Genomic DNA, 24,452 nt, shown 5'->3' on the forward strand with positions numbered 1-24,452 from the left:
CAATGACCCTGCACCCTAAAATCCACGCGATCACCGAACGCATCCGCGCGCGCAGTGCGCCGTCGCGGCGTGCCTATCTGGCCGGCATCGACGCCGCGTTGCGCGACGGCCCGTTCCGCAGCCGCCTGAGTTGCGGCAACCTGGCGCACGGCTTCGCCGCCTGCGGCCCGACCGACAAGAGCCGGCTGGAAGGCGGGATCACCCCGAATCTGGGCATCGTCACCGCCTACAACGACATGCTGTCGGCGCACCAGCCGTTCGAGCACTACCCCGAGATCATCCGCAGCACCGCGCGCGCGCTCGGCGCCACCGCGCAGGTCGCCGGCGGCGTGCCGGCGATGTGCGACGGCGTGACCCAGGGCCGCCCGGGCATGGAGCTGTCGCTGTTCTCGCGCGACGTGATCGCCCAGGCCACCGCGATCGGCCTCAGCCACGACATGTTCGACACCACCATCTACCTGGGCGTGTGCGACAAGATCGTGCCCGGCCTGCTGATCGGCGCGCTGGCGTTCGGCCACCTGCCGGCGGTGTTCGTGCCGGCCGGGCCGATGACCCCGGGCATCCCCAACAAGCAGAAGGCCGAGGTGCGCGAGCGCTATGCCGCCGGCCAGGCCACCCGCGAGGAACTGCTGGCCGCCGAATCGGCGTCCTACCATGCGCCAGGCACCTGCACCTTCTACGGCACCGCCAATTCCAACCAGGTGTTGCTGGAGGCGATGGGCGTGCAGTTGCCCGGCGCCTCGTTCGTCAATCCGGGTACGCCGCTGCGCGATGCGCTGACCCAGCAGGCCACCGAACGCGCGCTGCGCATCACCGCGCTGGGCAGCGATTTCCGCCCGCTCGGCCGGCTGATCGACGAACGCGCGATCGTCAACGCCGCGGTCGCGCTGATGTCCACCGGCGGCTCCACCAACCACACCATCCACTGGCTGGCGGTGGCGCGCGCAGCCGGCATCGTGCTGACCTGGGACGACCTGGACGAACTGTCGCAGATCGTACCGCTGCTGACCCGCGTGTATCCCAATGGCGAGGCCGACGTGAACCACTTCGCCGCGGCCGGCGGGGTGGGGTTCGTGTTCCGCGAGCTGATGGACGCGGGGCTGATGCACGACGACCTGGCGACCATCGTGCCCGGCGGCATGCGCGCCTACGGCGACGAGGCGTGTGTGCAGAACGGCGCGCTGGCCTACGTGCCGAGCCCGGCCAAGAGCGCCGACGAAGCCGTGGTACGCCCGGCCTCCAACCCGTTCGAAGCGCAGGGCGGGCTGCGCCTGCTGCGCGGCAATCTCGGCCGTTCGCTGATCAAGCTGTCGGCGGTGAAGCCGGAATTCCGCACCATCGAGGCGCCGGCGGTGGTCATCGACGCGCCGCAGGCCTTGAACAAGCTGCACGCCGCCGGCGTACTGCCGCATGATTTCGTGGTGGTGCTGCGCTACCAGGGCCCGCGCGCCAACGGCATGCCGGAACTGCATTCGCTGGCGCCGCTGCTGGGCCTGCTGCAGAACCAGGGCCGGCGCGTGGCGCTGGTCACCGACGGGCGCCTGTCCGGCGCCTCGGGCAAGTTCCCGGCGGCGATCCACATGACCCCGGAAGCGGCCCGCGGCGGCCCGATCGCGCGCGTGCGCGAAGGCGACATCGTGCGCCTGGACGGCGAGGCCGGCACCCTGGAAGTGCTGGTGGATGCCGCCGAATGGGCGACGCGTGCGCTGGCGCCGAACACCGCGCCGGCCGCGCACGACATCGGCCGCAACCTGTTCGCGCTCAACCGCCGCGTGGTCGGCCCCGCCGACCAGGGCGCGATGTCGATCTCCTGCGGCCCGCCCGCGGCCGATGGCGACGTCTGGGACTACGACGCCGAGTACGACCTGGGCCGCAACGCCGAGGCGGCCGCGGCACCGCACGAGTCGAAGGACGCCTAACCCTGCAACCCGAAGCGGCGCCGCGCGCGCCGTGCTGCCCCCACGGTGGCCGCCTGCGGCCGCCACACTCCTGACCATCATCGCGAACACGAGATTGCCATGACGATTGCCGAATACCAGAACACCGCCGAACAGCTCCTGCGCGCCGCCGGCATCCTGCCGGTGGTGACCGTGCACAGCCTGGACGAGGCGCGCCGCGTCTCCGCCGCGCTGCTCGAAGGCGGCCTGCCCGCGATCGAACTGACCCTGCGCACGCCAGTGGCAATGGACGCGCTGGCGATGCTCAAGCGCGAGCTGCCGCACATCAAGATCGGTGCCGGCACGGTGCTCACCGAAACCCAGCTGCAGCAGGCGATCGACGCCGGCGCCGATTTCATCGTGACCCCGGGTACGCCGCCGGCGCTGGCCGAGGCGCTGGTGCGGGCGCCGCTGCCGGTGGTACCGGGTGCGGCCACCCCGACCGAACTGCTGGCGCTGATGGCGCGCGGCTTCCGCGTGTGCAAGCTGTTCCCGGCCACCGCGGTCGGCGGCCTGGCGATGCTCAAGGGCTTGGCCGGTCCATTGGCGGACCTGAAGCTGTGCCCCACCGGCGGCATCGGCGAAAGCACCGCCGCCGAGTACCTGGCGCAACCGAACGTGGTCTGCATCGGCGGCTCGTGGATGGTACCGAAGGACTGGCTGGCCAACGGCGCGTGGGACAAGGTGCGGGAGAGCGCGGCGAAGGCGGCGGAGATCGTCCGCGGGACTCGGGACTCGGGACTCGGGACTCAGTAAAGCCGGGACTCGGGACTCGGGACTCGGGACTCGAAAAGCGAACCACAAAAAAAGCGCCGGCATGCCGGCGCTTTTTTGTGGCTGTTGCTGTCGCGTTTACTGTCCCGGGTCCCCGGTCCCCGGTCCCGGCTTTACCGAGTCCCGAGTCCCGAGTCCCGACGTCCCGGCCTCACCTCACCTCACCTCAATCTGCACATCCGCCGGCAAAGACTGGATCCGCAACTCGCCATGTTCCCATTGCGCCGGCTCGCCGTTGATCTGGGTGCGCCCGGGTTCGCCCGGATACGGCCACGGCAGCACCAGGCCGCCGCTGGGCACGCGCAGGCCGCCGCTGATGCTCAGGGTCAGGCGGTTCTTCTGCCGCCGCAGCTGGTAGCTCAGCTCGCCCTGCGGGGTGCGCAGGTCCTGGATCGCAATGCCCTTGTCGTCGAACCACGCCACCGGCACGCCGGCCGCCAGCACCAGGCTGTCGTCGATGTCGCGGGCGTAGGCGAACATGTCCAGCACCGAGCGCACGAAGTCCGAGGCCACCCAGGCATGCGGCAGGTCGCCGAGGAAGAACGGCTTGCGCGGCGTGCGCGAGACCACTTCGGCCCACTGGTTCCACGGCTGCGGCGCGCGGTCCTTGAAGAAGAACTGGATCGCGTCCCAGGCGCGCGCGCGCCAGCCCAGACGCACGAACGCGGCGACGTTGCGCCATTCGTACGGGGTGTAGTCCTTCCACTCGCGCTTGCCGTCGCGGCGGCTCACGAACTCACCCCAGTAACGCTCGAAAGTGCCGTTCAGCAGTTGCGGCGGCAGCCGTCCCTGCTCCCCGCCCGGCGCCAGCGCGATGGTCGTGGAGGTGGGATCGAAATCGCCCAGCTCGGCCGAGCCCGGCAGGAAATCGATGTGGTGCTGCTGCGTGGCGGTCTGCAGCGAAGCGTACAGGTCCTGGCGGAACTCGTCGCGCGCGGCGGCGAAGCGTGCCACATCGTCGATGCGGCCCAGCTCGGCGGCGATCTCCACCGCGTCCTTGTAGCCGCGCAGCGCCCAGAAGTTGTCCCAGTACGAATGCATCGGCTTGGCCGAATAGCCTTCGTGGCTGATCGACACCGGCATCATCCCGTAGAACGCCGGGTTGCGCGCCCGGTTCTCCTCGGTGCGTTCGCTGAGCCGCAGCTGGTCCATGTACTCGTACGCGGCCAGCACGTGCGGCCACATCTTTTCCAGGAACGCACGGTCGCCGCTGTAGCGGTAGTAGTCGGCGACGCCGAAGATCAGCTCGCCGTGGCTGTCGTTCTCCGGCACCGGATCGCTGCCGCGGTCGTCCACGCAGCACGGCACCATGCCGTTGGCGAACTGGTACGGCGCGTACCAGTCAAGGTATTCGCGTGCCACGTCGGCGCGGCCCAGGCGCAGCAGGCCTTCGGAAATCATCGCGCCGTCACGGATCCAGCTGCGCGAATACGAGCGCGTGCCCGGCTGCAGGCGCGGCCCGATCCGCGAGATCAGCATGTGCGCCAGCGCGGTGCGCAAGGTGTCGGCCAGCGGCTTGCCCTCGGCCGGAACATTCAGCTGCAGGCGATCCAGCTTCTCGCGCCACTGCTCGGCCACCAGCTGTTGCGCACGCGCCGCATCGAAGCCGGATGGCAGTGCCTGCGCACCGGTCTGCGGGATCAGCAGGGCCACGTCGCGCACTTCGCCCGGCGCCAGGCGCCCTCGGTACAGCAGCGCGCCCGAGGCCAGCCCGTCCGCATCTTGCGCCTGCTGCGGCAGCGCGGCGGTGTCGGCGGCCAGCCGCTCGATGTCGATGCCGGCGTCGAACGCCGTGGCGTACGCGGCGTCGGGCTTCTGCACCGCGAACACGCGCGGCTGGCCGTTGACCTGCACCTGCGCGCCGTCGAACGCCAGCGAACGGATCGGGCTGACCCCGCCGACGGTGTTGAGGAACTGGCTGGGCGGGTTCACCTGGAACGGCCGCACCGCCAGCGCCAGGGTGTAGTCGTGCGGCGTCTTGCTCGGGTTGCTGAGCCGGTAGCGCGCCACCAGTTGCGCCTGCTCCGGGGTGCCCTGCACGAAGGCGGTGATGCGCAGGGCGGCGTTATCGTGGCGCCAGTCCACGCTGGGGATCGGCAGGTAGTCGTCCTGCAGGCTCTGCGCGCTCTTCACGTCGGCCCAGCTCAGACGCTTGCCGTCCAGCAGCAGGAACGGCTCGATGCTGAAGCCGCCCTTGCCCACTTCGATCGCACCGTCCTCGCCGACCAGGCCCTGCTCGCGGCCGCCGTCCAGGCCGACGATGGTCCAGTATGGCTGCTCGCCGCTGAAGCCACGCGGGAACCAACCGCGGGTGGAATCGGCCGCCACCGACTTGACGAAATCGTTCGGGGTCGCAGCGAAGGCCAGCGGCTGCAGCGCGATGTCGGCGATGCCGTAGCGGAAGCTGGGGCCGTCCTCCAGGTCGATGCGCACGTAGCGCGCCTCGGTCTCGGGCAGCGGCAGCCAGTCGGTGCCGCCGTTGCCGGCGCTGACGGTGCGCAACTCGCGCCAGCTGCGGCCGTCGGCCGAGCCCTGCAGCTTGTAGCGCGAGGCGTACACGCCCGGCGCCCATTGCACTTTGGCGCCGCCGAATTCGCGCACCTTCCCCAGGTCCAGCATGATCGTCTGGGTCTTGGCGTTGCCGCTGTACCACACCGTGTCGGCCTTGCCGTCGGCGATGCGCTGCTCCAGCGCCGGCGCGGTGTCAGCGCTGACCTTAACGGTCAATGGCGAGCTATCCTGCGGCGGCAGCGGGGTCAGGCTCAGCTGGTCGAAGCACACCGTGCCCTTGCCGCCGACCTGGTTGTAGAGGGTGAACTCGACCTGCGCGCTGCGCTTGAGTTCCTTGTCCGGACTCGGGCCCCAGGCCTTGTCGATCTGCCGCTTCTTGAAGCTGACCGTGCTCCACTGCTTGGGAAAGTCGTAGCGCGGCCGGTTGACCCACCACACGTTGTCGCCGCTGGCGTCGACCAGCTTGAACTGCAGGTCGTTGCTCGGCGAATCGCCGCGCAGCTGGAACGCGAACTGGTAGTTGTCCGGATACTCGATCGGGATCGCGCGGCGGATCCCGGCATAGCCGGAGACGCCGTTGAAGTCGTAGTCCAGGCAGATCGCCTTGGCGCGGCCGCCGCTGGCGGCCTGCACCAGCCGGGTCGAAGCGGTGACCTGGTTGGAGACGACGATCTGCCAGTTGTCGAGGTTGTTGAAGCCGTCCAGCGGCACCGTCGCGGTCGGCGCCGCGGCGAAGGCCTGCACCGCCGCCAGGCCCAGGATGGCCATCGTCCACCGTCTGCTCGTCATCGCCACTCCCGTCATGAACCTCGTTCCCGTTGTGTCGTTGGCTTTTTGTAGGAGGGGTTTCAGCCCCGACGCTGTCCTGGCAAGGCGTCGGGGCTGAAGCCCTCCTACAGCTACATCCTCCGCATGGCCGGCAGTTCAGCGCCGAGCGACGCAAGCGCGTTCCCACACTCGCGCATTCCCCATGCCGTCCATGGCGCAGCATACTGGGTCCGGATACGCCGGCCGGGCCATCCATGGCCGGGCGTTCGCGGACGCGCGAGCCAGTGGCTCGCAAGCGCGTCCGCTCACCCCTTAACGCTACCCAATAGCAGTCCCTGGATGTAGTAACGCTGCATTGCCAAGAACAGCGCCAGTACCGGGATCACCGTCACCACCGCGCCGGCCATCATCATTTCCACGTCCATGATGTGCTCGCGCGACAGCGCCGCCAAGGCCACCGGCAAGGTGTAGTGCTCCTGGTCCGTGAGCACGATCAGCGGCCACATGAAGTCGTTCCACGCGGCCATGAAGGTGAAGATGGTCAACGTCACCAGCACCGGCTTGAGCATCGGCAGCACGATCTGGAAGAAGATGCGCAGCTCGCCGGCACCGTCGATGCGCGCGGCCTCCAGCAGTTCGTCCGGGATCGAGCGCGCATACTGCCGCACCAGGAAGATGCCGAACACGGTCGCCAGCGCCGGCACCACCACCCCACCGAAGTTGTTGACCAGGTGCAGCTGCTTCATCAGCAGGAACAGCGGCAGCATCGCCACCTGCGCCGGGATCACCAGCGCCGCAAGCAGCACCTGGAAGATCCGCTCCTTGCCGACGAAGCGCAGCTTGGCGAAGGCGTAGCCGGCCATGGTGTTGATCAGCAGCGAGCCGAAGGTGATCGCGCACGACACCAGCAGGCTGTTGGCGAAGTTGCGGGCCATGCCGGTGCGCGAGAACAGCTCGCCGTAGTTGGCCAGGGTCGGGCCGGTCGGCAGCATCGGCGGCGGGAAGCGGCTCGCCTGCCCAGCAGGCATGAACGACACCGACACCATCCACAGCAGCGGCGCCAGGCTGACCAGTGCCAGCACCAGCAGCCCGCCGTTGACCAGCAGCGTGTTCCAGCGCGACGCACCGATTTCGCGGCTCATACCAGGTCCTTCTTGCGGCCGAAGCGCAGCATCACGGAGGTCACTCCCAGGATGATCAGGAACAGCAGGAACGCAACCGCCGACGCGCGGCCGAGGTTCCACCACTTGAAGCCTTCCTCGAACATGAAGTACAGCACGCTGACCGTGCTTTGCAGCGGGTCGCCGCGGGTCATCACGTAGGGTTCGGCGAACAGCTGGAAATAGCCGGATACGGTGATCACCCCGACCACCAGCAGCACCGGCCCCAGCATCGGCAGGGTGATGTGCAGGAACTGCCGCCACTTCGACGCCCCGTCGATGCGCGCGGCCTCGTACAGGTCCTGCGGGATGCCCTGCAGGCCGGCCAGGAAGATCACCATGTTGTAGCCGAAGTTTTTCCACACCGCGAACAGCATGATCGTCGGCATCGCCCAGTGCGGGTCGCCGAGCCAGTCGATCGGGCCGATGCCCAGATGGCTCAGGCCATAGTTGACCAGGCCGTAGCTGGTGTGGAACAGATAGCGCCAGATCACCGCCACCGCCACCAGCGTGGTCACCACCGGTGCGAACAACGCGGTGCGGAACAGCGGCTTGAAGCGCGCCACCGGCGCGTTCAGCAGCAGCGCCGCGCCCAGCGAGGCGCCGATCGAGAGCGGCACGCCGACGATGACGAAGTAGGTGGTGTTCCACAACGACTTCCAGAACATCTGCGTCTTCAGCAACACGATGTAGTTACCGAAACCGACGAAGCGCAGGTGGTTGCTGTCGGCCAGCGCGTACAGGTCGAAGTCGGTGACGCTCAGCGCCAGCGCCGACAACACCGGCAGGCCGAAGAACACGCCGATCACGATCAGCGCCGGCCCGGCGAACAGCCAGCCGACCAGGGAACCGCGCTTCATGGCGCCGCTCCCGCAGCCGGCGCCGCCGCGGCCTGCGGATGCTGCTGCTGGTAGATCCAGCGCCGCTTCTCCAGGATTTCGTCCACGCGCTTGTCCAGGTCCTGCACCGCCTTCTCCTGGCTTTCGCCGCCGCGCACCACGCGCTCGGTGACCAGCCGCATTTCCTGCACGATGCGCTCCCATTCCAGCACCTTCGGCGCCGGCTTGACCCGCTCCAGCTGGTCGCGGAACGCGTGCGCCAATGGATCGTTGGCCAGCGACGGATATTCCCAGGTGCTGCGCCGCGGCGGCATGTCGCCGATCAGCGCATGGAAACGCGCCTGGGTCTGCGGCTGCGACAGGAACTCGATCAGCTTCCACGCCGCGTCCTTCTGCTGCGACTTGCGGAAGATCACCAGGCTGGTGCCGCCGGCGATGCCGGCACCCGGGCCGTCCGGACCGGGCAACGGCATCGTGCCCCACTGCCCTTTCAGCGCCGCCGGCTCCAGCTTGCGGAACTCGCGGATATTCCACGGCCCGGAGATGTAGAACGCGTAGAAGCCGTTGAAGAACTCGTCCCAGACGTTGGAGATCTGGGTTTCGGACATCTTCGGTGCCCAGCCCTGCTCGAACATGTTGGCGTAGAAGCCCAGCGCCTTGCGGAAACCGGGGCTGCGGAAGTTGCCGTAGTTGTTGTGGTCGCGCAGCAGCGGATCATTCAGCTGCAGGCCCAGCGACAGCTGCTGCTCGAATTCGTTGATCGGCATCAGGATCGCATAGCGCTTGGGCCCCACGTGCCGCTTCACCGCGGCCATGGCCTGTTCCCACTCGGCCCAGGTCTGCGGCAGTTTTTCCACGCCGGCGTCCCTGAGCATGTCCTTGCGGTAGAACAGCAGGCGCGTGTCCACGTACCACGGCACCCCGTACAGCTGGCCGTCGATGACGCTGGTGTCCCAGATGCCGGCGAAGTAGTCCTTCGGATCGATCACCTTGGATTTATCCACGTAGGGCTGCAGCGGCTGCAGCGTGTCCAGCGCGGCGAACTCGGGAATCCAGGTGTTGCCGAGCTGGCACACGTCCGGCAGCCCGTCGGCGGCGAACGCAGTCAGCAGCTTTTCGTGCGCGGCGGTCCACGGGATGTTCTGGATATCGACGTGGATGCCGGGATGTTCCTTCTCGAACTCGGGGATCAGCTCGGCCACCACCTCGGCCTCGCGGCCCATCGCCCAGAACCGCACCACCTCGCCCTGCGGCGCGCGCGCGCAACCGCACACGGCCAGCACCAGCACGCCCAGCGTCGCCCAGCGGCGCATCCTCGGCAATGCGCTCATTGCGGATTCTGCGGTTGGCGTTGCACGGGATTGGGCTGCGCCTCGGCGGAGGCGGCACGCGACTCGGCGATGCCCAGCGCGCGGGCCGTGGCGGCCTGCTCGTCCTTCTTCGGCACCGGCGGGGCCTCGCCTTCCGGGGTCAGCCAGCCGCCGCTGAAACCGGCGCGCTCCAGGCCGGTCCGCAGGTACTTGTTCTTCTTCATCACGTTCCACACGAACTCGTTGCGGTAGTTGGCGATCATGGTGACGATCGCGCCTTGGTCGATGCCGATGTAGTCGCCGGCGACCCAGCCGCGGTTGGGCAGCATGCGCCCGGTCTTGAGCGGGATATCGTAGTTGAAGCTGGGATTGAACGAATCCAGGAAACCGTAGCTGGAATAGATGTAGTCGCCGAAGCGCTTGTGCATCTCCTGCGTCGCCGGGATCACCACTTCCGGCGCGAACACGATCGAGGACACCGCCGCGGTCGGCGCGATGGTGCCGTCGTCGAAGGCTTCGAACAATCCGGCGCCGCGGGTACGGTAGTGGAAGAACTGGCGCTGTTCGCCGCGGTAGTCCTGGGTGGTGTTCTGCGGGCCGTCGCTGGCGGTCAGGCCCCACACGTTCTCGCCGTACTCCTTCCACTTCATCGGGTTGTCGATGGCGTACTCGCGCTGGGCGAGCGTGGCGCGGCGGCTGTTGAGGAAGTAGTCGATGCCGTGCTCGCGCATATACTGATCCTGGATGTCGCGGAAGTCGATCCAGACGTGGTTGTACTGGTGCGCGAACAACGGCCCGAACGCCAGGTATTCCTGGCCGTAGTACACGCCCCAGTCCTTGTTGTAGGTGCGGGTCCACTCCAGCCACGCATCCGGTTCCACCGGATGGGTCGGCGAGCCCAGCGCTAGCAGGTAGACCATCATGCCTTCGTTGTAGCCCATCCAGTCGTGCTGGATGAAGCCGCGCTCGGGGTACCAGCCCATCGTGATCAGCGGCGTGCGCTGCTGCATCCACTTCCAGTCCACGCGCCGATACAGCGTGTCGGCGATCTGGCGGATCTCCTTTTCGTCGGCGCTGTCGCCCTCGTAGTAGGACTGCGCGAACAGCACGCCCATCATCAACAGCGCGGTGTCCACGCTCGACAGCTCCACCCACTGGTCGTAGCGCAGGCCCTTCTGCATGTCCAGGAAGTGGTAGTAGAAGCCCTTGTAGCCGGCACGGCCGGTGCGCTGCGGGCCGACCGGCACGTCGCGCAGGAAACGCAGCGTGGTCAGGGTGCGCTGCACCGCCTGCTCGCGGCTGATCCAGCCATTCTCGTAACCGATCGGATAGACGGTGAGCGCGAAACCGACCGAGGCGATGCTGGCGAACGGGCGCGACGGGTAGCGATCCACCGCCATGCCGTTCTGCTCGTTGGTAGTGTCCCAGAAGAACTGGAAGGTGCGCCGTTCGATGTCGTCGAACAGCGGCGGCAATTCGGGCTTGACCAGTTTGGGGGGGAGTTCGGCTTCGATCAGGATCACTTTTGCCGGCTTCTTGTCCGCAACGGAGGGCTCCTCGGTTTTCTTGCAGGATGCCAGCAGCGTTGCCGCCGCCAGCAGCAGGACCAATGGTGAGCGTGCGACGCTGCCCAGTTTCATGCTTTCGACACCCCTGTGAAATCGCTTACATACGCGGTTGAAACTATCCCATTCCGGGACCTGCTGCTGCGGCCGCCCCGGAACCTTCCGGGGCGGCCTTGATGTCGCTGCTTACCAATTCAGGCCGAACGACAGCCGGAACGTGCGCATCTGACCATAGATCTGGTAATCGGTGGTGCCATACGCGGTGTCCGGATCGGTGGCGGTCCCGGTATTGGCGCCGTAGGAGTTGTAGTTGATCCAGTTGAACACATTGAGCACATCGGCACGGACGTTGAACTTGACGTTGCTGCCAGTATCCCACTGCTTGTTCAAGGTCAGGCTCAGGTCCTTGTAGCCGATGCTGCGGTCCGGGGTGAACTCGATGATGCTGCACTGGTCGTTGCCGGCCAGGCAGTTGGTGCCGTAAAACGGCGTGGGCGTGGACAGTGTCAGCTTGCCGGACAGGGTGATGTCCCACGGCAGATCATAGATCGCAGTGGCGACCAGGCGATGCTTGGGCACGCCGGCGGCCTGGTGCCAGCCGTAGCCGCCGATGCTCGGGTAGTCGAGCGAATAGTGCTCGCCGAACTTGCGGTTCTCCTTGGCATTGCTGAAGGTGTAGGCCACGGTCACGCCCCAGCCGGATTTGGCGGTATACGGCTTGTCGATCTTCAGCCCGAGGGAATCGTTGCGCGTCTCCAGCGCATTGGTGCCGAGCAGCACGCTGCCGAAGCCGTCCGGGCCTTCGCCGAACGGCGCGCCATAGACGGTGCCGGGGGCGAAGAACGAACCGTCGGCGCGGCGGTTGCCGAGCATGAACGCGAAGCCGTCATGGCTGGCGATGTGCGACAACGTGACCTCGGTGTTCCACTGATTGCCCCACAGATCCACCGCATTGCGCATGCCCAGGCTGAACTGGTCCGAGTACGGGGTCTTGATGTCGTTGTCGATCAGGTAGATCTCGCGGCCGCTGCCGGCGCCACCGCCGGCCACCAGGGCCTGCAACGCGGCCGGATCCAGGTACGCCGGATCCCAGCCCAGGCATGGCTGGCCGCGGCATGGATTGGCTGCCGACTGAAAGTAGTAAGTATAGGAACGGAAGCTGCCGTTGAGCTGCTCCAGCGACAGGTAGTCGAAAATGTTGCGGTCGTAGGCACGGCCAGCGCCGCCGAAGATCACGTGGCGCTGGTCGCCCGCCAGATCGTAGGAAAAGCCCAGCCGCGGCTGCCAGGCATCCTTGAACGCCTTGCGGTTGTTGCCGGTGCTGATGTAGTTGCGGATGTTGTAGTCGGCGTTGTCCAGGTTGCTCCAGTTCAACAGCGCCGAGCTGACGTCGCCCGGGGTCTGGAAGTTCAGGAACGACGGGGTCTTCTCGTAGTCCCAGCGCACGCCCAGATTCAGGGTCAGGTGTTCGTCGACCTCCCAATCGTCCTGCAGGTAGATGCCGTACTGCTTGTTCTTGGAGATGGCGTTGCCGCCGCTGGTGCCGGCGACCGCATCTCCGAACTGCACCTGGTAGGGAACCTCGGTGCTGGTCAGGATGTTGTAGTAGAACTGCGGGTTGTACGGGATCTGCTGCAGCGTGTTGAGTTCCACGTCCTTGTACTTCACGCCCATCTTCAGCGTGTGCGTGCCGTGCCACTGCAGGTCCTGGAGGGTCAGGTCGTCCTGCAGGCCCACGCCCTTCTGGCCCTTGCGCTGGTAGTTGGAGCCGGCGCCGACACTGAGGATGGCGTCCGGATTGCCGTCGGCCGGGTAGTACATCAGGTTGTAGCCGAGTCCGCCGTTGACCGCCTGCGGATTGACGAAGGAATTCTCATAGGTCACGTGCGCATCGTTGATGATGCGACCGTAAGTGAACTGATAGCGCAGATCTGCGCGCTTGTCTTCCTGGTAGGTATCGGTCGCATACGACGCAGCGTCGGTGCCGTCGATGCCGTCGATCGAGCTTTCCTTGCGGTACTTGCCGCTGAGCTCGAAGTAGTGGTTCTCGCCGATGGTCCAGTCGAGCTTGCCGAAGTACAGGTCTTCCTTGAAGGGCTGCGGATAGGTGCCGATTTGCGACCGCAGGTTGGCCGGCAGTTCCTCGACACGGTCGCGATAGATCGAACCGGCCTGGACCACGCCCGGGGTCACGTATTCCTTGGCCTCGTAGGCAACGAAGAAGTGCGCCACGTCCTTGAGGATCGGGCCGCTGAAGGTGGCGCCGTACTGCTCTTCCTTGAACTCGTCGCGCTTGCCGTCGCGTTCTTCCAGCGGGCTGGGCTTGCGCCACTTGTCGTTGGTGTAGTCCCAGAAGAAGCTGCCTTCGAAGGCGTTGCCGCCCGAGCGCGTGGCCGCGACCACCGCGGCGCTGCTGAGCTGGTCGAACTCGGCCTTGTAGTTGGAGGTGATGACCTTGTACTCGCCGATCGCCGACTGCGGGAACGGGTTGCCGCGGCTGGAGTCCTGGCCACTGACGCCGCCGGTCAGCACATAGTTCTTCTGGCTGACTCCGTCGATGAACACGTTGGTGCCGTTGGCCGAGGTGGCGCCGGAGCGCATCGTCGTGTTGCCCTGGCCGTCGCGGCTGAACTGTACGCCCGGCACGGTATCGGCCAGTTCCAGGAAGTTGCGGGTCGCGCGCGGCAGCGACTCGATCAGCTTGTTGGAAATATAGGTGGCATTCTCCGAGGTACGGGTTTCCACCAGCGCCGGCGCGGTGACGTTGACCGCGCCGAGCGTGGTGGCGTCGCCGGCAGTCGCGGTGGCCGCCTCGCCGCCCACCCCCAGGTTCAACGTCGCCACCTGGCCAACCTGCACGGTGACATTCTGCGAGGTGGTCTGGCCATTGGCGGCGACGTCGATACGGTAGGAACCCGGTGGCAAGCCGCCAACGGCGTACACCCCGTTGCTGACCTGCACGCTGCGGGTCAGGCCGGTGGCCAGGTTGGTGGCGGTGACCTGCGCCGCGGTGGCCGGCACGGAATCGACCATGACCTGGCCACGGATGGTCCCACCGGTGCTCTGCGCGAGCGCCGGTGCGGCGCCAAGCAACAGACAACTGGCCAGAGCGCAACTCAACAGCTTGGGCGCGGGCCGCGCGGAACGTCGGGGGTGCTTCATGTGGTGCTTCCCTCCAGGGATGGCATTGTTCGTTATGGGTGATGAGTGGTGCTGGAATACGGACAAAGCGAAACAAGACGGCTGGGAAGCGGACAGCGGCGCCGCTACGAACGGGCCATGCTGGAATCGCGCACGACCAGTTCCGGAACCAGGGTCTGGCGCTGCATGTCGTCGGTGCCGGGGTGGTCGATCAACTGCAGCAGGCGGCGCAGCGCCTGCTCGCCAAGCCCGGCGATGCTGACCCGCATGGTGGTGAGAGAGGGGTGAACGAAGCGCGCCAGCGGGATGTCGTCGAAACCGGCCAGGGCGACGTCGTCGGGCACGCGCACGCCGGCCTGGGCGAAGGCGTACAGGCAGCCGAGCGCGGTCATGTCGTTGGCGGCGAACACCGCGTCGGGCAGCGGGCCGGCCTGCAGCAGCGCCTGCCCCGCGCGATGGCCGGAGGCTTCGTCGAACTGGCCGGGAAATTCCTGGACCTGCGCCTGGCCAGGATGCGCGGCGATCGCGTCGCGGAACCCGCGCAGGCGTTCGCGCGCATCGAAGTTCAGTTCCGGACCGCCGACGAAAGCGATGCGGCGGTGGCCCATCGCAAGCAGGTGCTCAGTCATCGCCACCGCGCCGGCATGGTCATCGATGCTCAGCACCGGATACTCGGCGCCGGGCAAATGGGTATTGATCAGCACCGTCGGCAGCGCCTGCGGCAGGTTGTCGGTGAGGAAGCCGGGGCGTTCGGCATACGGCGACAGCACCAGCAGGCCGTCCACGCGCCCGCGCATCGCGCGCAGCGCACGGCCCTGCTCTTCCGGATCGCCGTGGTAGCTGGACACCAGCAGGTGCTGGCGGCGCGCGCGCGCGGCACCGTCGATGCCGCGGATCAATTCGGAGAAGAACTCGCCGTACAGGTCCGGCAGCACCACGCCCAGGGTCTGGGTGCGGCGGCTGCTGAGGCTGCGCGCGGCCGCGTGCGGGCTGTAGCGCAGGCGCTCGGCCACTTCCAGCACCAGCTTGCGCACCGGCTCGGCGACGTTGTCGTGTCCGTTGAGCGCACGCGACACCGTGGCCACGGATACCTGGGCCTCGCGTGCGACATCTTTGATGGTGATCGCGCTCTTCGCCATCATGCCGCCCTCCGCGGCTGAGACATTGAGAAACTGGCGCGGACTGTAATCGTTTTCAGCACGAGGCAGAAGTGTTTTGTTAGTTTTTCAATAGAAACCTTTCAATTCAAAAACTTGATCGAGCGCAAAATCGCCGGAATCATGACGCGTCGCAGCATAATGACGCTATGGATTCCGCTTTTCCTGGCTGCCGCGGCATTCGCGCGGCACCCCGGGCGGTCGGCCACGCGCGGCCTGCGCGACGAATCAGGCAACCTCGCACGGCGTCTCGGCACGGATCGACAGCGCATGGATGTCGGTCTGCATCATCGCGCCGAGTGCGGCATAGACCGCGCGGTGCCGGGCCAGCGGCGCCATGCCGGCGAACGCCGCGCTGACGATGCGCACATTGAAATGGCCGCGCCCGTCGCGCGCGCCGGCATGGCCGGCATGGCGGTGGCTGTCGTCCTGGACCTCCAGCGCCTGCGGCGCGAATGCGGCCTGCAGCGCGGCACGGATGCGCTCGACCCGGCGCGCGGCGGTCTCGCTCGCGGCAGGCCCGCTCACGGCAAGGTCTTCCGGAACGGCCGCACCTCGACCCGCGCGTAGACACCCGCGGCCACGTACGGATCGGCCTCGGCCCAGGCCCGGGCCTGCGCCAGAGAGTCGAATGCCGCCACCACCAGGCTGCCGCTGTAGCCGGCCGGACCCGGGTCCTCGGCGTCGATCGCCGGGCAAGGACCGGCCAGCAGCAGGCGTCCGGCCTGCTGCAATGCCTCCAGCCGGGCCAGGTGCGCCGGCCGCGCCGCCGCCCGCCGCGGCAGCGCATCGGCGCCGTCGTATCCCTCGATCACATACCACATACCGCCACCGCCCTTCGTTTCGCAGATGAACTCCGCACAATTCTAGCGCCATGGCGCTGGACACCGACCCGGCTGGCGCATTACCCTTGGCTCCATTGCACGCGGCCGGATGCAGCGGCCCGTCGGTGATTGGCTCCCCCAGCACCTTCCGACGACCGATTCGCTGCCCGACACCGCCCGCGCAGACGTCCTCCTCAAGCTGTTCCATCGCCGCGACTCGTGCGGCGTATGCCTTGTGCCCTGTTGAAGTGTGTGTGGCTCGCGTTGCGGGGATGACGCGACATGCAACCGTAGTCCTGCAGGCAAGGCGCCGCGCCGGATCGCCCCTGCCCGGCCCTTCGCTACCGCAATACCTGATGTCCCTGATCTCCAACTGATGACCTCCGAACTCGCGCTCGACGCGAACCCGCCAATCCAGCCGACCGCGCCACAGCAGCAGGAAATGCCGCTGGCGGTGGTGCATGGGCAACCGGTCCTGCAGATCCCGCAGGACCTGTACATCCCGCCGGACGCGCTGGAAGTGATCCTGGATGCGTTCGAAGGCCCGCTCGACCTGCTGCTGTACCTGATCCGCCGGCAGAACCTGGACATTCTGGACATCCCCGTCGCCGAGATCACCCGGCAGTACGTGGACTACATCAACGTGATGCAGGAGCTGCGCTTCGAGCTGGCCGCAGAATACCTGGTGATGGCCGCGATCCTGGCCGAGATCAAGTCGCGGATGCTGCTGCCGCGGCCGCCGGCGCAGGAAGGCGAGGAAGCCGATCCGCGCGCCGAACTGGTCCGCCGCTTGCAGGAGTACGAACGCTTCAAGCAGGCCGCCGAGGACATCGACGCGCTGCCGCGGCAGGACCGCGACACCACGCCGGTGCAGGCGCACGTGCCGGACCGCGCCGCGGTGAAGCTGCCGCCGCCGGTGGAGCTGAAGGAAATGCTGCTGGCGCTGTACGACGTGCTCAAGCGTGCCGAACTGTTCAGCGGCCACGCGATCAAGCGCGAAGCGCTGAGCGTACGGCAGCGGATGGGCGATGTGCTGAGCCGCCTGGACGACGGCCGGTTCTACCGTTTCGAATCGCTGTTCAGCGCCGAGGAAGGCAAGCTGGGCGTGCTGGTCACCTTCCTGGCCTTGCTGGAACTGGCCAAGGAACAGCTGCTGGACATCGTCCAGGAGCCGATGGAGCAGGCCGTTCGCAATGGCGAACGGCTGCCGCTGGCGCCGATCTACGTCAAGTCGCTGGCGCTGGGCAACACCAACGAACCGCTGCAGTTCAACAGCGAGTTCGACGATACCGACGCCGCCAACGACCCTACCTGAGTTTTCGAAGACCCCCTTCCGCATGGATCAAGCGCTGATCAACCGCATCGTCGAGGCTGCCCTGCTCGCCGCCAACCAACCGCTGCCGCTGGCGCAGCTGCACGGCCTGTTCCCCGAGGACGAGCCGGCGCCGCCGGGCAGCATCGAGCGTGCGCTGGAGCAATTGCGCGAGGCCTGCGCCGGGCGCGGCGTGGAACTGGTGGAAGTGGCCTCGGGCTTCCGCTACCAGGTCAACAGCGAGGTGCACCCGTGGGTGGCGCGGCTGTGGACCGAGCGCAAGACCCGCTACACCCGCGCCACGCTGGAAACCCTGGCGCTGATTGCCTACCGGCAGCCGATCACCCGCGGCGAGATCGAACAGGTGCGCGGCGTGGCGGTCAGCAGCAACATCATCCAGGCGCTGGAAGAGCGCGAGTGGATCCGCGTGGTCGGCCACCGCGACGTGCCCGGCAAGCCGGCGCTGTTCGGCACCACCAAGGGCTTCCTGGATTATTTCGGGCTCAAGCGCCTGGACGAACTGCCGCCGCTGTCGGAACTGAAGGACATCGGCGAACTGGAACCGCAACTGCAGCTGGACCGCGCCACCCTGCCGGTCAGCGACAAGGCCCAGGCCCCGGCCGGCCCGGCCGATGCCGATGCCGGCGCGGCCAAGTCGGCAGCGGATGCCGACGCAGCCGACGTGCCGCCCGCCGAAGCGAGCGACGAAGACAACGACACCGCATCAGATCCGGAGACTGCACCCGATCCGGACGCACAGGCCGAAGCCGACAGCGCAGCCGATTCCCACGCTGCGGACGACACCGCCGCCGCGCACCGCGATACCGACACCGAACGCGACACCGATGTAGACGCCGCCACGGCGACTGCCTCGTCTCCCGACACCGCCCCGACGGGCGAACCCGAAGCCGCGCCGGGAGAGCGCGCGGCGGATGCGAACGAAGCCGAAGACAACGCCGTCGCGACGACGACCGTGGCTGTTGACGATGCCGATTCCGAACCACAGGCCGACGCAGCCCGCGCCGGCCGGAGCCAAGTAAATGAGTGACACCTCCCGCAAGCTGTCGTTGAACAAGCTCTCGCTCAAGCGCGATGCCGCCGGCGAGCAGCCAAAACTGGAAGAACGCCTGCACAAGGTCCTGGCCCAGGCCGGGCTGGGATCGCGCCGCGCGCTGGAGCAGCGTATCGCCGACGGCCTGGTCAAGGTCAACGGCGAAGTCGCGCAGACCGGCATGTCGGTCAAGAGCGGCGACCGGATCGAGCTGGACGGCCGCAGCTTCGTCGCCAGCGCGCTGACCGAGCCGGCGCGCGTGCTGCTCTACAACAAGCCCGAAGGCGAAGTGACCACGCGCGAAGACCCGGAAGGCCGCCCGACCATCTTCGAGGCGCTGCCGGCACTGAAGGGCGCGCGCTGGATCGCGATCGGCCGCCTGGACATCAACACCACCGGCCTGCTGCTGCTGACCACCGATGGCGAGATGGCCAACGCGATGATGCATCCGTCCTACGAGATCGAGCGCGAGTACGTGGTGCGCGTGCGCGCCCCGGAAGGCGAGGACAAGGTACCCGACAGCATGGTCGAGCGCCTCTCGCGCGGCGTGCTGCTGGAAGACGGCGGCGCCAAGTTCGACGAGATCGAACGCATCGGCGGCACCGACTCGCACGATTGGTTCCGCGTGGTGGTCAAGGAAGGCCGCAACCGCGAAGTGCGCCGCCTGTGGGAATCGCAGGGCTGCCAGGTCAGCCGCCTCAAGCGCACCCGCTACGGCAAGGTCGGCCTTCCGCGCGAACTGCTGCGCGGGCAGTCGCTGGAACTGGCGCAGGACAAGGTCGAGGCGCTGCGCGCCGAACTGAAGCTGGAAGAAGGCACGCCGTCGGCGCTGACCCTGCAGCCGGTGATCGGCCAGCGCAAGGCGGCTAAGGCCACCGTGCAGGTCGGCCGCGGCGGCAACGCCTATGTCAACGGCCACAACGTCGCCGACGAAGGCCGCGAGCTGCGCCGCTTCGACAACTTCCGCGAGGACCGCGGCCGCGGCCGCGGTGGCAAGAAGCCGCACGGCGGGCTGACCGTCAGTGGCGAAATGGCCGCCCAGCAGGCGCAGAAGCCGTTCAAGCAGCGCAACCCGAAGGGTCCCAAGCCGCTGCCGGACGGCAACCCCGCCGCGTTCCGCACCTGGTACGTGCCAGACGGCGTCAGCACCGGCCCGACCGGCCACCGCAATGCCGGTCCCGCCACCGCCCATGGCTCGGGTCAGGGACAAGGCCAGGGTCGTCCCTACGGCAAGCCGCGCCCCGCCGGCGCAGGCCCAGGCGCAGGCCAGGGCCGTAGCGGCCAGGGTCAGGGACAAGGCCAGCGCAAGGCGCAGCCGTACGGGCATCCGGGCAATGCGCCCAGCTTCCCGTCCGACCATGCCAACCCCGGCTTCAGCCCGTACGGCGCCGCACCGCGCTCGGCGCGGCCTGCCGGCCCGCGTGCCGACGGGCAGAAGCGCGGCCCGGGTGGCCCCGGTGGTCGTCCGGGCGGCAACCGCCCCGGCGGCGGTCGTCCGGGTGGTGGCGGTCGCCCCGGCGGCGGTGGCAACCGCGGCCCGCGCGGCGGCGGCTGAGCCCACACGGCCGGCGCGCAACGTTGGCCAGACTCGAACAGACGGAGGGCGCCGTGGATGCGGCGCCTTTTTCTATTGGGCTGGTGCGTCGGGCGTTGCAGGATTTCGCCAGGCCCATCCCGCAGGGCCGCCGTTGCGCGTGCAGGCGATGGGTCAGCGGGCAGGCATGCACGCGCAGCAGCGGCGCGTGCGGCTCGAGGAGGAGACCCCCCCTAAGGCGAGCCAGGCCGGCATTCCTGGCTGTAAGCCACGGCGTAGGATTTTTCCATGCACCGCGCCAGCCCTTCGACGACGTCCGCATTCGGCGGCCAGCGCATCTTGATCACTTGCCCATCCTGCATCGGCAGTTCGATCACTCCGTCTTTCAACGGCGGCAAGTCCGGGGAAGGCGGCAGCGCGTCCAGCGCCTGCTTCGCCGCTGCCAGGCTCTGCTTGTCATAGGCAAGGTGAACCTGTCCCACTGAAACGGACGCCAGGAAGCGATACTTTCACCGCAACCTGGAGGTTTCCATGCAACGCATTACCCGTCGTCGCTACACGGACGATTTCAAGGCCCAGGCGACCGCCTTGGCAGAGTCGGTTGGTCGCGCCAAGGCGGCCCGTCAGTTGGACATGTCGGTCAAGACGTTGGGCAATTGGGTGGATGCTGCGCGTGCCGGCCGCCCGTGCAGTTCTCCCAGCCGCAAGCCGGTGAGTGAGATGGAGAGCGAGCTGGCTCAGCTACGGGCCGAGAACGCCACGCTCAAAATGGAGCGCGAAATCCTAAAAAAAGCGACGGCGTTCTTCGCCAGGGAGTCCAAGTGAGGTACGCCTTCGTCGCGCGTGAACGGACTCACTATCCGATCCGGATGTTGTGCCGCGTGCTGGCGGTGTCGGTCTCCGGCTTCCATGGGTACCTGCACCGCCGCGATCGCCCGGACCCGGAGGCGGCCCTGCGCGCCGACCTGCGCACGCTCCACGCCGGCAGCCGTGGCACCTACGGACGCCCGCGCATGGTCCGTGCGCTGCGCGCATGCGCGCACGCCGTGGGCCACAAGCGCGTGGCCCGGCTGATGCGGGAGGAGGGGCTGCGTGGCAAGACCAAGGGCCGCTTCACGCCGCGCACGACGGACAGTCGGCATGGCCGGCCGGTGGCCGAGAACCGTCTGGATCGTCAGTTCGCTGTGGATAGCACGGTGCCGGCCTGGGCCGGTGACATCACCTACGTCCCGACCCGCGAGGGCTGGTTGTATCTGGCCACCGTGCTCGATCTGCGGACTCGGCAGGTGCTCGGCTACAGCCTGTCCGAGCGGATGCCCGACGATCTGGTACGGCAAGCGTTCCTCAATGCCTGGTCGGCCTCGCCGGTCGGTGCCGGCGTGCTGTTCCACTCCGACCGCGGCAGCCAGTACGCAAGCGGCGACTTCGGCAAGACGCTGGCCGCGCACGGCTTCGTGCCGAGCATGAGCCGCAAGGGCAACTGCTGGGACAACGCCGTCGCCGAGAGCTTCTTCGCCACGCTCAAGAACGAAGAGGCCACCGGCGTCTACGAGACCCGGGCCGCTGCCCACGCCGCCATCGCCAGCTACATCCATGGCTTCTACAATCCCACGCGCTTGCACTCGGCGCTTGGATACCTGTCCCCCAACGACTATGCCAAGACACTGAAGCAAGCCGCTTAACCCCCTGCTTCTTGGCGTCCGTTCTCAGGGGGCAGGTTCAAGGAAGGCCATCGTCGCATCGACGTAGGGATTCCATCCGGCAGGATCCTGCGGCGCCGGCTTCTTGGACGCCAGCATCAACGCCATCGCGGCGGGATAGTCGCCGGCAAACGCGCGCAGCTGTCCCTCATGCCAATAGAGAAGACTGGGGTCGTCGGGATGCGTCTTTCTGTAGTCGCGGATCAGATCGGCGGCGGCGGTTTCGCAGCCGGGACGCGCCGCAACGGCGCGCCAACCGCCGCCGGCACCGCGCACGTCCTGATCGAACTGTTGTTGATCCAGAGCCAGCAGCCTGGGCCTGTCGATCTCGCAGGCTTGCTTGCCCTGCCCGGCTGCAGACGCCTCGCGCGCCGACAGCAGCGTCATGAACACGATAGCCAGCACGATCCTGCTCATCGATTGCCCCTCCTGCCTGCAGCATGCGCATACGCCGGATGTCCGTGGCGATCTTGCCACGGCAAGCGACCGCCTGCGAACACGCGTGCGACCGGTCTTCGTCCGCGCAGGCCGGCCATGACGCGCATGACGCGAAAGTCCAATGCAGCATCCGCATATGGGCTCAGTGCCGAGGCGCCGATGCACAAAGGCACCGAAGCCGATATCCTGGGTCTGCTGAGCGGCCCATTTCCGCGGCAGCGCCTCTACCGATCGGGAGATTCCATGTCACGGAAGATACTGTTGCCGCTGTTGATCGCTGCCGTGCTGAGCCTGGGCGCGTGCAAGAAGGTGCAGGAAGAAGTGGCCGCCGCGCAGAACCCCTACCCCAAGCGTTCGCCGCTGCACGAACCGTTCGACCGCATGCTGCGCAAGCTGGTCAACGACCCGCGTTATGTGGCGCTGCTCAAGCAGGGCGACAAGGCGCAGGCGCAGCGCGCCGGCTTCGAACTGGCGCAGAAGGGCATCAGCCGGCTGGACCATGCGACGCTGGAACAGCGGCTGGAGATCGTTGCCGCAGTCAGCGAAAAAGTGGACATGCCAAAGTGCGCGCTGCTGGCCCGCGGCGGCAATCCGAACGATGCGCGGGCGATGAGCGCGACGATGCTGCAGGGGCTGGAAACGCTGCCGCCGGCGCAGATCGATCAGTGGTTCGAGATTTCGCTCAAGGCGACCGATGCGCAGTTGAGCAACACCCCGCCGCAGACCGTGGCGCCGGCCGATGTGCAGGCGGCGATGACCAGCCTGATCAACGCTTTGCCCTCCGACCAGCAGCAGCGCCTGGTGAAGGTGCTGCCGCAAATGGCGCAGGCTAGCGACGCCGACGCCTGCTGGGCCGCGCGCACGCTGTACACGCAGGCCCTGGCGGCCAAGGAACCGGTGCGCGGCCAGCTGGCCTGGGTGTTCGCTCAGCAGTGAGCGGACCTGCGAGCGATGCGGCCTCCTTCGGGAAGCGGCATCGCTCTGGCGCCGCTGCGATCGCAGACGGCGCGCGCGGCTCAGCGCCGCTCGATGGTGAAGCCGCCGACCGCCACGCCCAGGTCCCAGCCCTTGCCGGTGCCGGCCAGGGCCAGCGAGATATCGCCCTTGGTCATCACCTGCGCATCGGAGGACTTGACCGCGCCGGCATGCGCCTCGGCCACCGCATAGGTGCCGAACAGGTCGTTGAGGGTGTAAGCGCCGGTGAAGCGGCCGCGGCCGTCGACGATCTTCGACTTGCCCACGCTCAGGCCGCCGCCCTTGGCGCTGATCTTGACCGGAATCGTGGAACCGTTGTCGCAAGTGATGGTGCCGGTGCCGCTGGCGGTCTTGTAGAACACCGACCAGCCGGACAGGTTGAAGCGCAATTGGCAATCGATGTTGCCGGCGGCATGCGCCTGCGGCATGAAGGCGATGCCGGCGAGCAGCGCGGCGGTGGTCAACAGTTTGTTGTACATGGCAACGCTCCAGTGGATGGGGAAACTGGCCCGAGCCTAGCAGCGCACCGCACAAGGCGGCGTGGTGAAAATCGCGTCCGGCACGGCGCCGTTCAGCGATCGGCGTTAGGCGCCCCGAGGCTGAAGGCGTCGGCGTCGAGCATCGCCGGGAAGCGCGCGCGGTGCGCGGCCAGCGCCGCCGCCGAGATCGTGGTGGTGGCGACCTGCTCGCGCTCGCGGATCTCCAGCTGCGGCTGGCCGAGGAAATCGATCACCGCGCTGTCGCCGGCATAGTGCAGGCCGTTGCCGTCCTCGCCCACCCGGTTGACCGCGGCCACGAAGCACAGGTTCTCGATCGCGCGCGCGCGCACCAGGGTGCGCCACGGGTAGGCGCGCGCCGACGGCCAGTTGGCGACGAAGATTTGCAAATCGAAATCCAGCTGGCCGGGGCGCTCGACGTCGTAGCGGTTGCGGCAGAACACCGGGAAGCGCAGGTCGTAGCAGACCTGCGGATTGATCCGCCAGCCCTTCCAGTCCACGCACAGCCGCTCGCGCCCGGCGGCATAGCGCTGGTGCTCGTTGGCGTAGCGGAACAGGTGGCGCTTGTCGTAGTGCTGCAGGCCGCCGTCGGGCGTGGCCCACAGCAGGCGGTTGAACACCTTCGCGGTGCCGTCCTCGCCGGGTACGCGCAACTGCACGCTACCGGTCACCGCCGCCCCTAGCCGCGCCGCCTGCTCGCCGATCCAGGCCACGGTCGGCCCGTCCATGCCCTCGGCCTGGTCCAGCGCCTCGTTGGAGAAACCGATGGTGAAGGTCTCCGGCAGGATCACCAGATCGGTGGCGCCAGCGAGCGGCGCCAGCAACGCGGCGTAATGCGCGCGGTTGCCGGCCGGATCGTGCCAGCGGGTGTCGCCTTGGATCAGGGAGATGCGGAGGTCGGTGGGGGGCATGGCGGGTGTCCGGTTCTAAGGTGGCGGGACTCGGGACTCGTAAAAGCG

At 67.6% G+C, this 24,452-nt stretch carries 21 protein-coding genes; 8 read left to right on the forward strand and 13 right to left on the reverse strand.

Annotation, left to right across the window (positions count from 1 at the left end; all coding sequences use genetic code 11):
- The first annotated feature begins 2 nt into the window (after window positions 1-2).
- Together edd and ISN38_RS01245 are read left to right on the forward strand one after the other, a co-directional pair.
- A complete protein-coding gene (gene edd / locus ISN38_RS01240; RefSeq protein ID WP_003471745.1) occupies window positions 3-1,919 on the forward strand; it encodes a phosphogluconate dehydratase in 1,917 nt (638 codons plus the stop codon).
- 99 nt (window positions 1,920-2,018) lie between these two features.
- Window positions 2,019-2,693 (forward strand): bifunctional 4-hydroxy-2-oxoglutarate aldolase/2-dehydro-3-deoxy-phosphogluconate aldolase, encoded by a 675-nt coding sequence (locus ISN38_RS01245; RefSeq protein WP_058361831.1) that lies wholly within the window; start codon window positions 2,019-2,021, stop codon window positions 2,691-2,693.
- Between the two features lie 174 nt (window positions 2,694-2,867).
- Here ISN38_RS01245 and ISN38_RS01250 read toward each other — a convergent pair whose 3' ends face one another.
- The 9 genes from ISN38_RS01250 to ISN38_RS01290 form a co-directional block, all read right to left on the reverse strand.
- Entirely contained in the window at window positions 2,868-5,990 is a 3,123-nt protein-coding gene (locus tag ISN38_RS01250; RefSeq protein ID WP_003471749.1) for a discoidin domain-containing protein, read from the reverse strand.
- A 305-nt stretch (window positions 5,991-6,295) separates the two neighbouring features.
- The gene (locus ISN38_RS01255) at window positions 6,296-7,132 is read right to left on the reverse strand and encodes a carbohydrate ABC transporter permease (RefSeq protein WP_003471751.1); all 837 of its coding nucleotides are present in this window, start codon (window positions 7,130-7,132) and stop codon (window positions 6,296-6,298) included.
- The gene (locus tag ISN38_RS01260; protein WP_003471753.1) at window positions 7,129-8,010 is read right to left on the reverse strand and encodes a carbohydrate ABC transporter permease; all 882 of its coding nucleotides are present in this window, start codon (window positions 8,008-8,010) and stop codon (window positions 7,129-7,131) included. Before ISN38_RS01260 ends, ISN38_RS01255 begins: the two co-directional genes overlap by 4 nt.
- A complete protein-coding gene (locus tag ISN38_RS01265; RefSeq protein ID WP_058362557.1) occupies window positions 8,007-9,320 on the reverse strand; it encodes a sugar ABC transporter substrate-binding protein in 1,314 nt (437 codons plus the stop codon). Before ISN38_RS01265 ends, ISN38_RS01260 begins: the two co-directional genes overlap by 4 nt.
- Window positions 9,317-10,939: a glucoamylase family protein gene (locus tag ISN38_RS01270; RefSeq protein ID WP_003471757.1), complete on the reverse strand. Its 1,623-nt coding sequence runs from the start codon at window positions 10,937-10,939 to the stop codon at window positions 9,317-9,319. Before ISN38_RS01270 ends, ISN38_RS01265 begins: the two co-directional genes overlap by 4 nt.
- A gap of 111 nt (window positions 10,940-11,050) precedes the next feature.
- Window positions 11,051-14,026: a TonB-dependent receptor gene (locus tag ISN38_RS01275; RefSeq protein ID WP_058361611.1), complete on the reverse strand. Its 2,976-nt coding sequence runs from the start codon at window positions 14,024-14,026 to the stop codon at window positions 11,051-11,053.
- Window positions 14,027-14,130: 104 nt separating this feature from the next.
- The gene (locus ISN38_RS01280) at window positions 14,131-15,144 is read right to left on the reverse strand and encodes a LacI family DNA-binding transcriptional regulator (protein ID WP_047325595.1); all 1,014 of its coding nucleotides are present in this window, start codon (window positions 15,142-15,144) and stop codon (window positions 14,131-14,133) included.
- A gap of 246 nt (window positions 15,145-15,390) precedes the next feature.
- Window positions 15,391-15,690, reverse strand: coding sequence for a BolA family protein (locus ISN38_RS01285; RefSeq protein ID WP_003471762.1), 300 nt, complete (start codon window positions 15,688-15,690; stop codon window positions 15,391-15,393).
- The gene (locus tag ISN38_RS01290) at window positions 15,687-15,986 is read right to left on the reverse strand and encodes a YciI family protein (RefSeq protein ID WP_003471764.1); all 300 of its coding nucleotides are present in this window, start codon (window positions 15,984-15,986) and stop codon (window positions 15,687-15,689) included. The genes ISN38_RS01285 and ISN38_RS01290 overlap by 4 nt, the downstream gene beginning before the upstream one ends.
- Window positions 15,987-16,362: 376 nt before the next feature.
- On the opposite strand from ISN38_RS01290, the gene ISN38_RS01295 reads away from it, so the two are divergent.
- The 3 genes from ISN38_RS01295 to ISN38_RS01305 are packed head-to-tail and all read left to right on the forward strand — an operon-like array spanning window position 16,363 to window position 19,904.
- Complete coding sequence (locus ISN38_RS01295; RefSeq protein WP_003471766.1) at window positions 16,363-17,301, forward strand: segregation and condensation protein A; 939 nt, start codon at window positions 16,363-16,365, stop codon at window positions 17,299-17,301.
- A 22-nt stretch (window positions 17,302-17,323) separates the two neighbouring features.
- Entirely contained in the window at window positions 17,324-18,346 is a 1,023-nt protein-coding gene (gene scpB / locus ISN38_RS01300; protein ID WP_003471768.1) for an SMC-Scp complex subunit ScpB, read from the forward strand.
- Window positions 18,339-19,904, forward strand: a complete 1,566-nt coding sequence (locus tag ISN38_RS01305) for a pseudouridine synthase (RefSeq protein WP_003471770.1) — start codon at window positions 18,339-18,341, stop codon at window positions 19,902-19,904. The genes scpB and ISN38_RS01305 overlap by 8 nt, the downstream gene beginning before the upstream one ends.
- 212 nt (window positions 19,905-20,116) lie before the next feature.
- Here ISN38_RS01305 and ISN38_RS01310 read toward each other — a convergent pair whose 3' ends face one another.
- Window positions 20,117-20,365: a hypothetical protein gene (locus tag ISN38_RS01310; RefSeq protein ID WP_241753975.1), complete on the reverse strand. Its 249-nt coding sequence runs from the start codon at window positions 20,363-20,365 to the stop codon at window positions 20,117-20,119.
- A 49-nt stretch (window positions 20,366-20,414) separates the two neighbouring features.
- Here ISN38_RS01310 and ISN38_RS01315 point away from each other — a divergent pair, with 49 nt between their 5' ends.
- Both ISN38_RS01315 and ISN38_RS01320 read left to right on the forward strand, forming a co-directional pair.
- Window positions 20,415-20,708, forward strand: a complete 294-nt coding sequence (locus ISN38_RS01315; RefSeq protein WP_038237253.1) for a transposase — start codon at window positions 20,415-20,417, stop codon at window positions 20,706-20,708.
- Window positions 20,705-21,565, forward strand: a complete 861-nt coding sequence (locus ISN38_RS01320) for an IS3 family transposase (protein ID WP_060748765.1) — start codon at window positions 20,705-20,707, stop codon at window positions 21,563-21,565. Before ISN38_RS01315 ends, ISN38_RS01320 begins: the two co-directional genes overlap by 4 nt.
- 24 nt (window positions 21,566-21,589) lie before the next feature.
- On the opposite strand, the gene ISN38_RS01325 is transcribed toward ISN38_RS01320, so the two are convergent.
- Window positions 21,590-22,000, reverse strand: coding sequence for a hypothetical protein (locus tag ISN38_RS01325; protein ID WP_241753976.1), 411 nt, complete (start codon window positions 21,998-22,000; stop codon window positions 21,590-21,592).
- Window positions 22,001-22,264: 264 nt separating this feature from the next.
- Between ISN38_RS01325 and ISN38_RS01330 the strand changes: the two genes are divergently transcribed.
- Window positions 22,265-22,957 (forward strand): hypothetical protein, encoded by a 693-nt coding sequence (locus tag ISN38_RS01330; RefSeq protein ID WP_038239409.1) that lies wholly within the window; start codon window positions 22,265-22,267, stop codon window positions 22,955-22,957.
- Between the two features lie 80 nt (window positions 22,958-23,037).
- Here the strand turns inward: ISN38_RS01330 and ISN38_RS01335 are convergent, their stop codons facing one another.
- Together ISN38_RS01335 and ISN38_RS01340 are read right to left on the reverse strand one after the other, a co-directional pair.
- The gene (locus ISN38_RS01335; RefSeq protein WP_003471776.1) at window positions 23,038-23,475 is read right to left on the reverse strand and encodes a hypothetical protein; all 438 of its coding nucleotides are present in this window, start codon (window positions 23,473-23,475) and stop codon (window positions 23,038-23,040) included.
- Between the two features lie 92 nt (window positions 23,476-23,567).
- Entirely contained in the window at window positions 23,568-24,404 is an 837-nt protein-coding gene (locus ISN38_RS01340; protein WP_058359080.1) for an amidohydrolase, read from the reverse strand.
- Between the last annotated feature and the right edge of the window lie 48 nt (window positions 24,405-24,452).

The organism is Xanthomonas translucens pv. undulosa (assembly GCF_017301775.1).
Classification (GTDB): domain Bacteria; phylum Pseudomonadota; class Gammaproteobacteria; order Xanthomonadales; family Xanthomonadaceae; genus Xanthomonas_A; species Xanthomonas_A translucens.

Coding starts and splice junctions, on each gene's coding strand:
- edd (WP_003471745.1), top strand. CDS start 3: ATGACCCTGCACCCTAAAATCCACGCGATCACCGAACGCATCCGCGCG.
- ISN38_RS01245 (WP_058361831.1), top strand. CDS start 2,019: ATGACGATTGCCGAATACCAGAACACCGCCGAACAGCTCCTGCGCGCC.
- ISN38_RS01250 (WP_003471749.1), bottom strand. CDS start 5,990: ATGGCCATCCTGGGCCTGGCGGCGGTGCAGGCCTTCGCCGCGGCGCCG.
- ISN38_RS01255 (WP_003471751.1), bottom strand. CDS start 7,132: ATGAGCCGCGAAATCGGTGCGTCGCGCTGGAACACGCTGCTGGTCAAC.
- ISN38_RS01260 (WP_003471753.1), bottom strand. CDS start 8,010: ATGAAGCGCGGTTCCCTGGTCGGCTGGCTGTTCGCCGGGCCGGCGCTG.
- ISN38_RS01265 (WP_058362557.1), bottom strand. CDS start 9,320: ATGAGCGCATTGCCGAGGATGCGCCGCTGGGCGACGCTGGGCGTGCTG.
- ISN38_RS01270 (WP_003471757.1), bottom strand. CDS start 10,939: ATGAAACTGGGCAGCGTCGCACGCTCACCATTGGTCCTGCTGCTGGCG.
- ISN38_RS01275 (WP_058361611.1), bottom strand. CDS start 14,026: ATGAAGCACCCCCGACGTTCCGCGCGGCCCGCGCCCAAGCTGTTGAGT.
- ISN38_RS01280 (WP_047325595.1), bottom strand. CDS start 15,144: ATGGCGAAGAGCGCGATCACCATCAAAGATGTCGCACGCGAGGCCCAG.
- ISN38_RS01290 (WP_003471764.1), bottom strand. CDS start 15,986: ATGTGGTATGTGATCGAGGGATACGACGGCGCCGATGCGCTGCCGCGG.
- ISN38_RS01295 (WP_003471766.1), top strand. CDS start 16,363: ATGACCTCCGAACTCGCGCTCGACGCGAACCCGCCAATCCAGCCGACC.
- scpB (WP_003471768.1), top strand. CDS start 17,324: ATGGATCAAGCGCTGATCAACCGCATCGTCGAGGCTGCCCTGCTCGCC.
- ISN38_RS01305 (WP_003471770.1), top strand. CDS start 18,339: ATGAGTGACACCTCCCGCAAGCTGTCGTTGAACAAGCTCTCGCTCAAG.
- ISN38_RS01315 (WP_038237253.1), top strand. CDS start 20,415: ATGCAACGCATTACCCGTCGTCGCTACACGGACGATTTCAAGGCCCAG.
- ISN38_RS01325 (WP_241753976.1), bottom strand. CDS start 22,000: ATGAGCAGGATCGTGCTGGCTATCGTGTTCATGACGCTGCTGTCGGCG.
- ISN38_RS01330 (WP_038239409.1), top strand. CDS start 22,265: ATGTCACGGAAGATACTGTTGCCGCTGTTGATCGCTGCCGTGCTGAGC.
- ISN38_RS01335 (WP_003471776.1), bottom strand. CDS start 23,475: ATGTACAACAAACTGTTGACCACCGCCGCGCTGCTCGCCGGCATCGCC.
- ISN38_RS01340 (WP_058359080.1), bottom strand. CDS start 24,404: ATGCCCCCCACCGACCTCCGCATCTCCCTGATCCAAGGCGACACCCGC.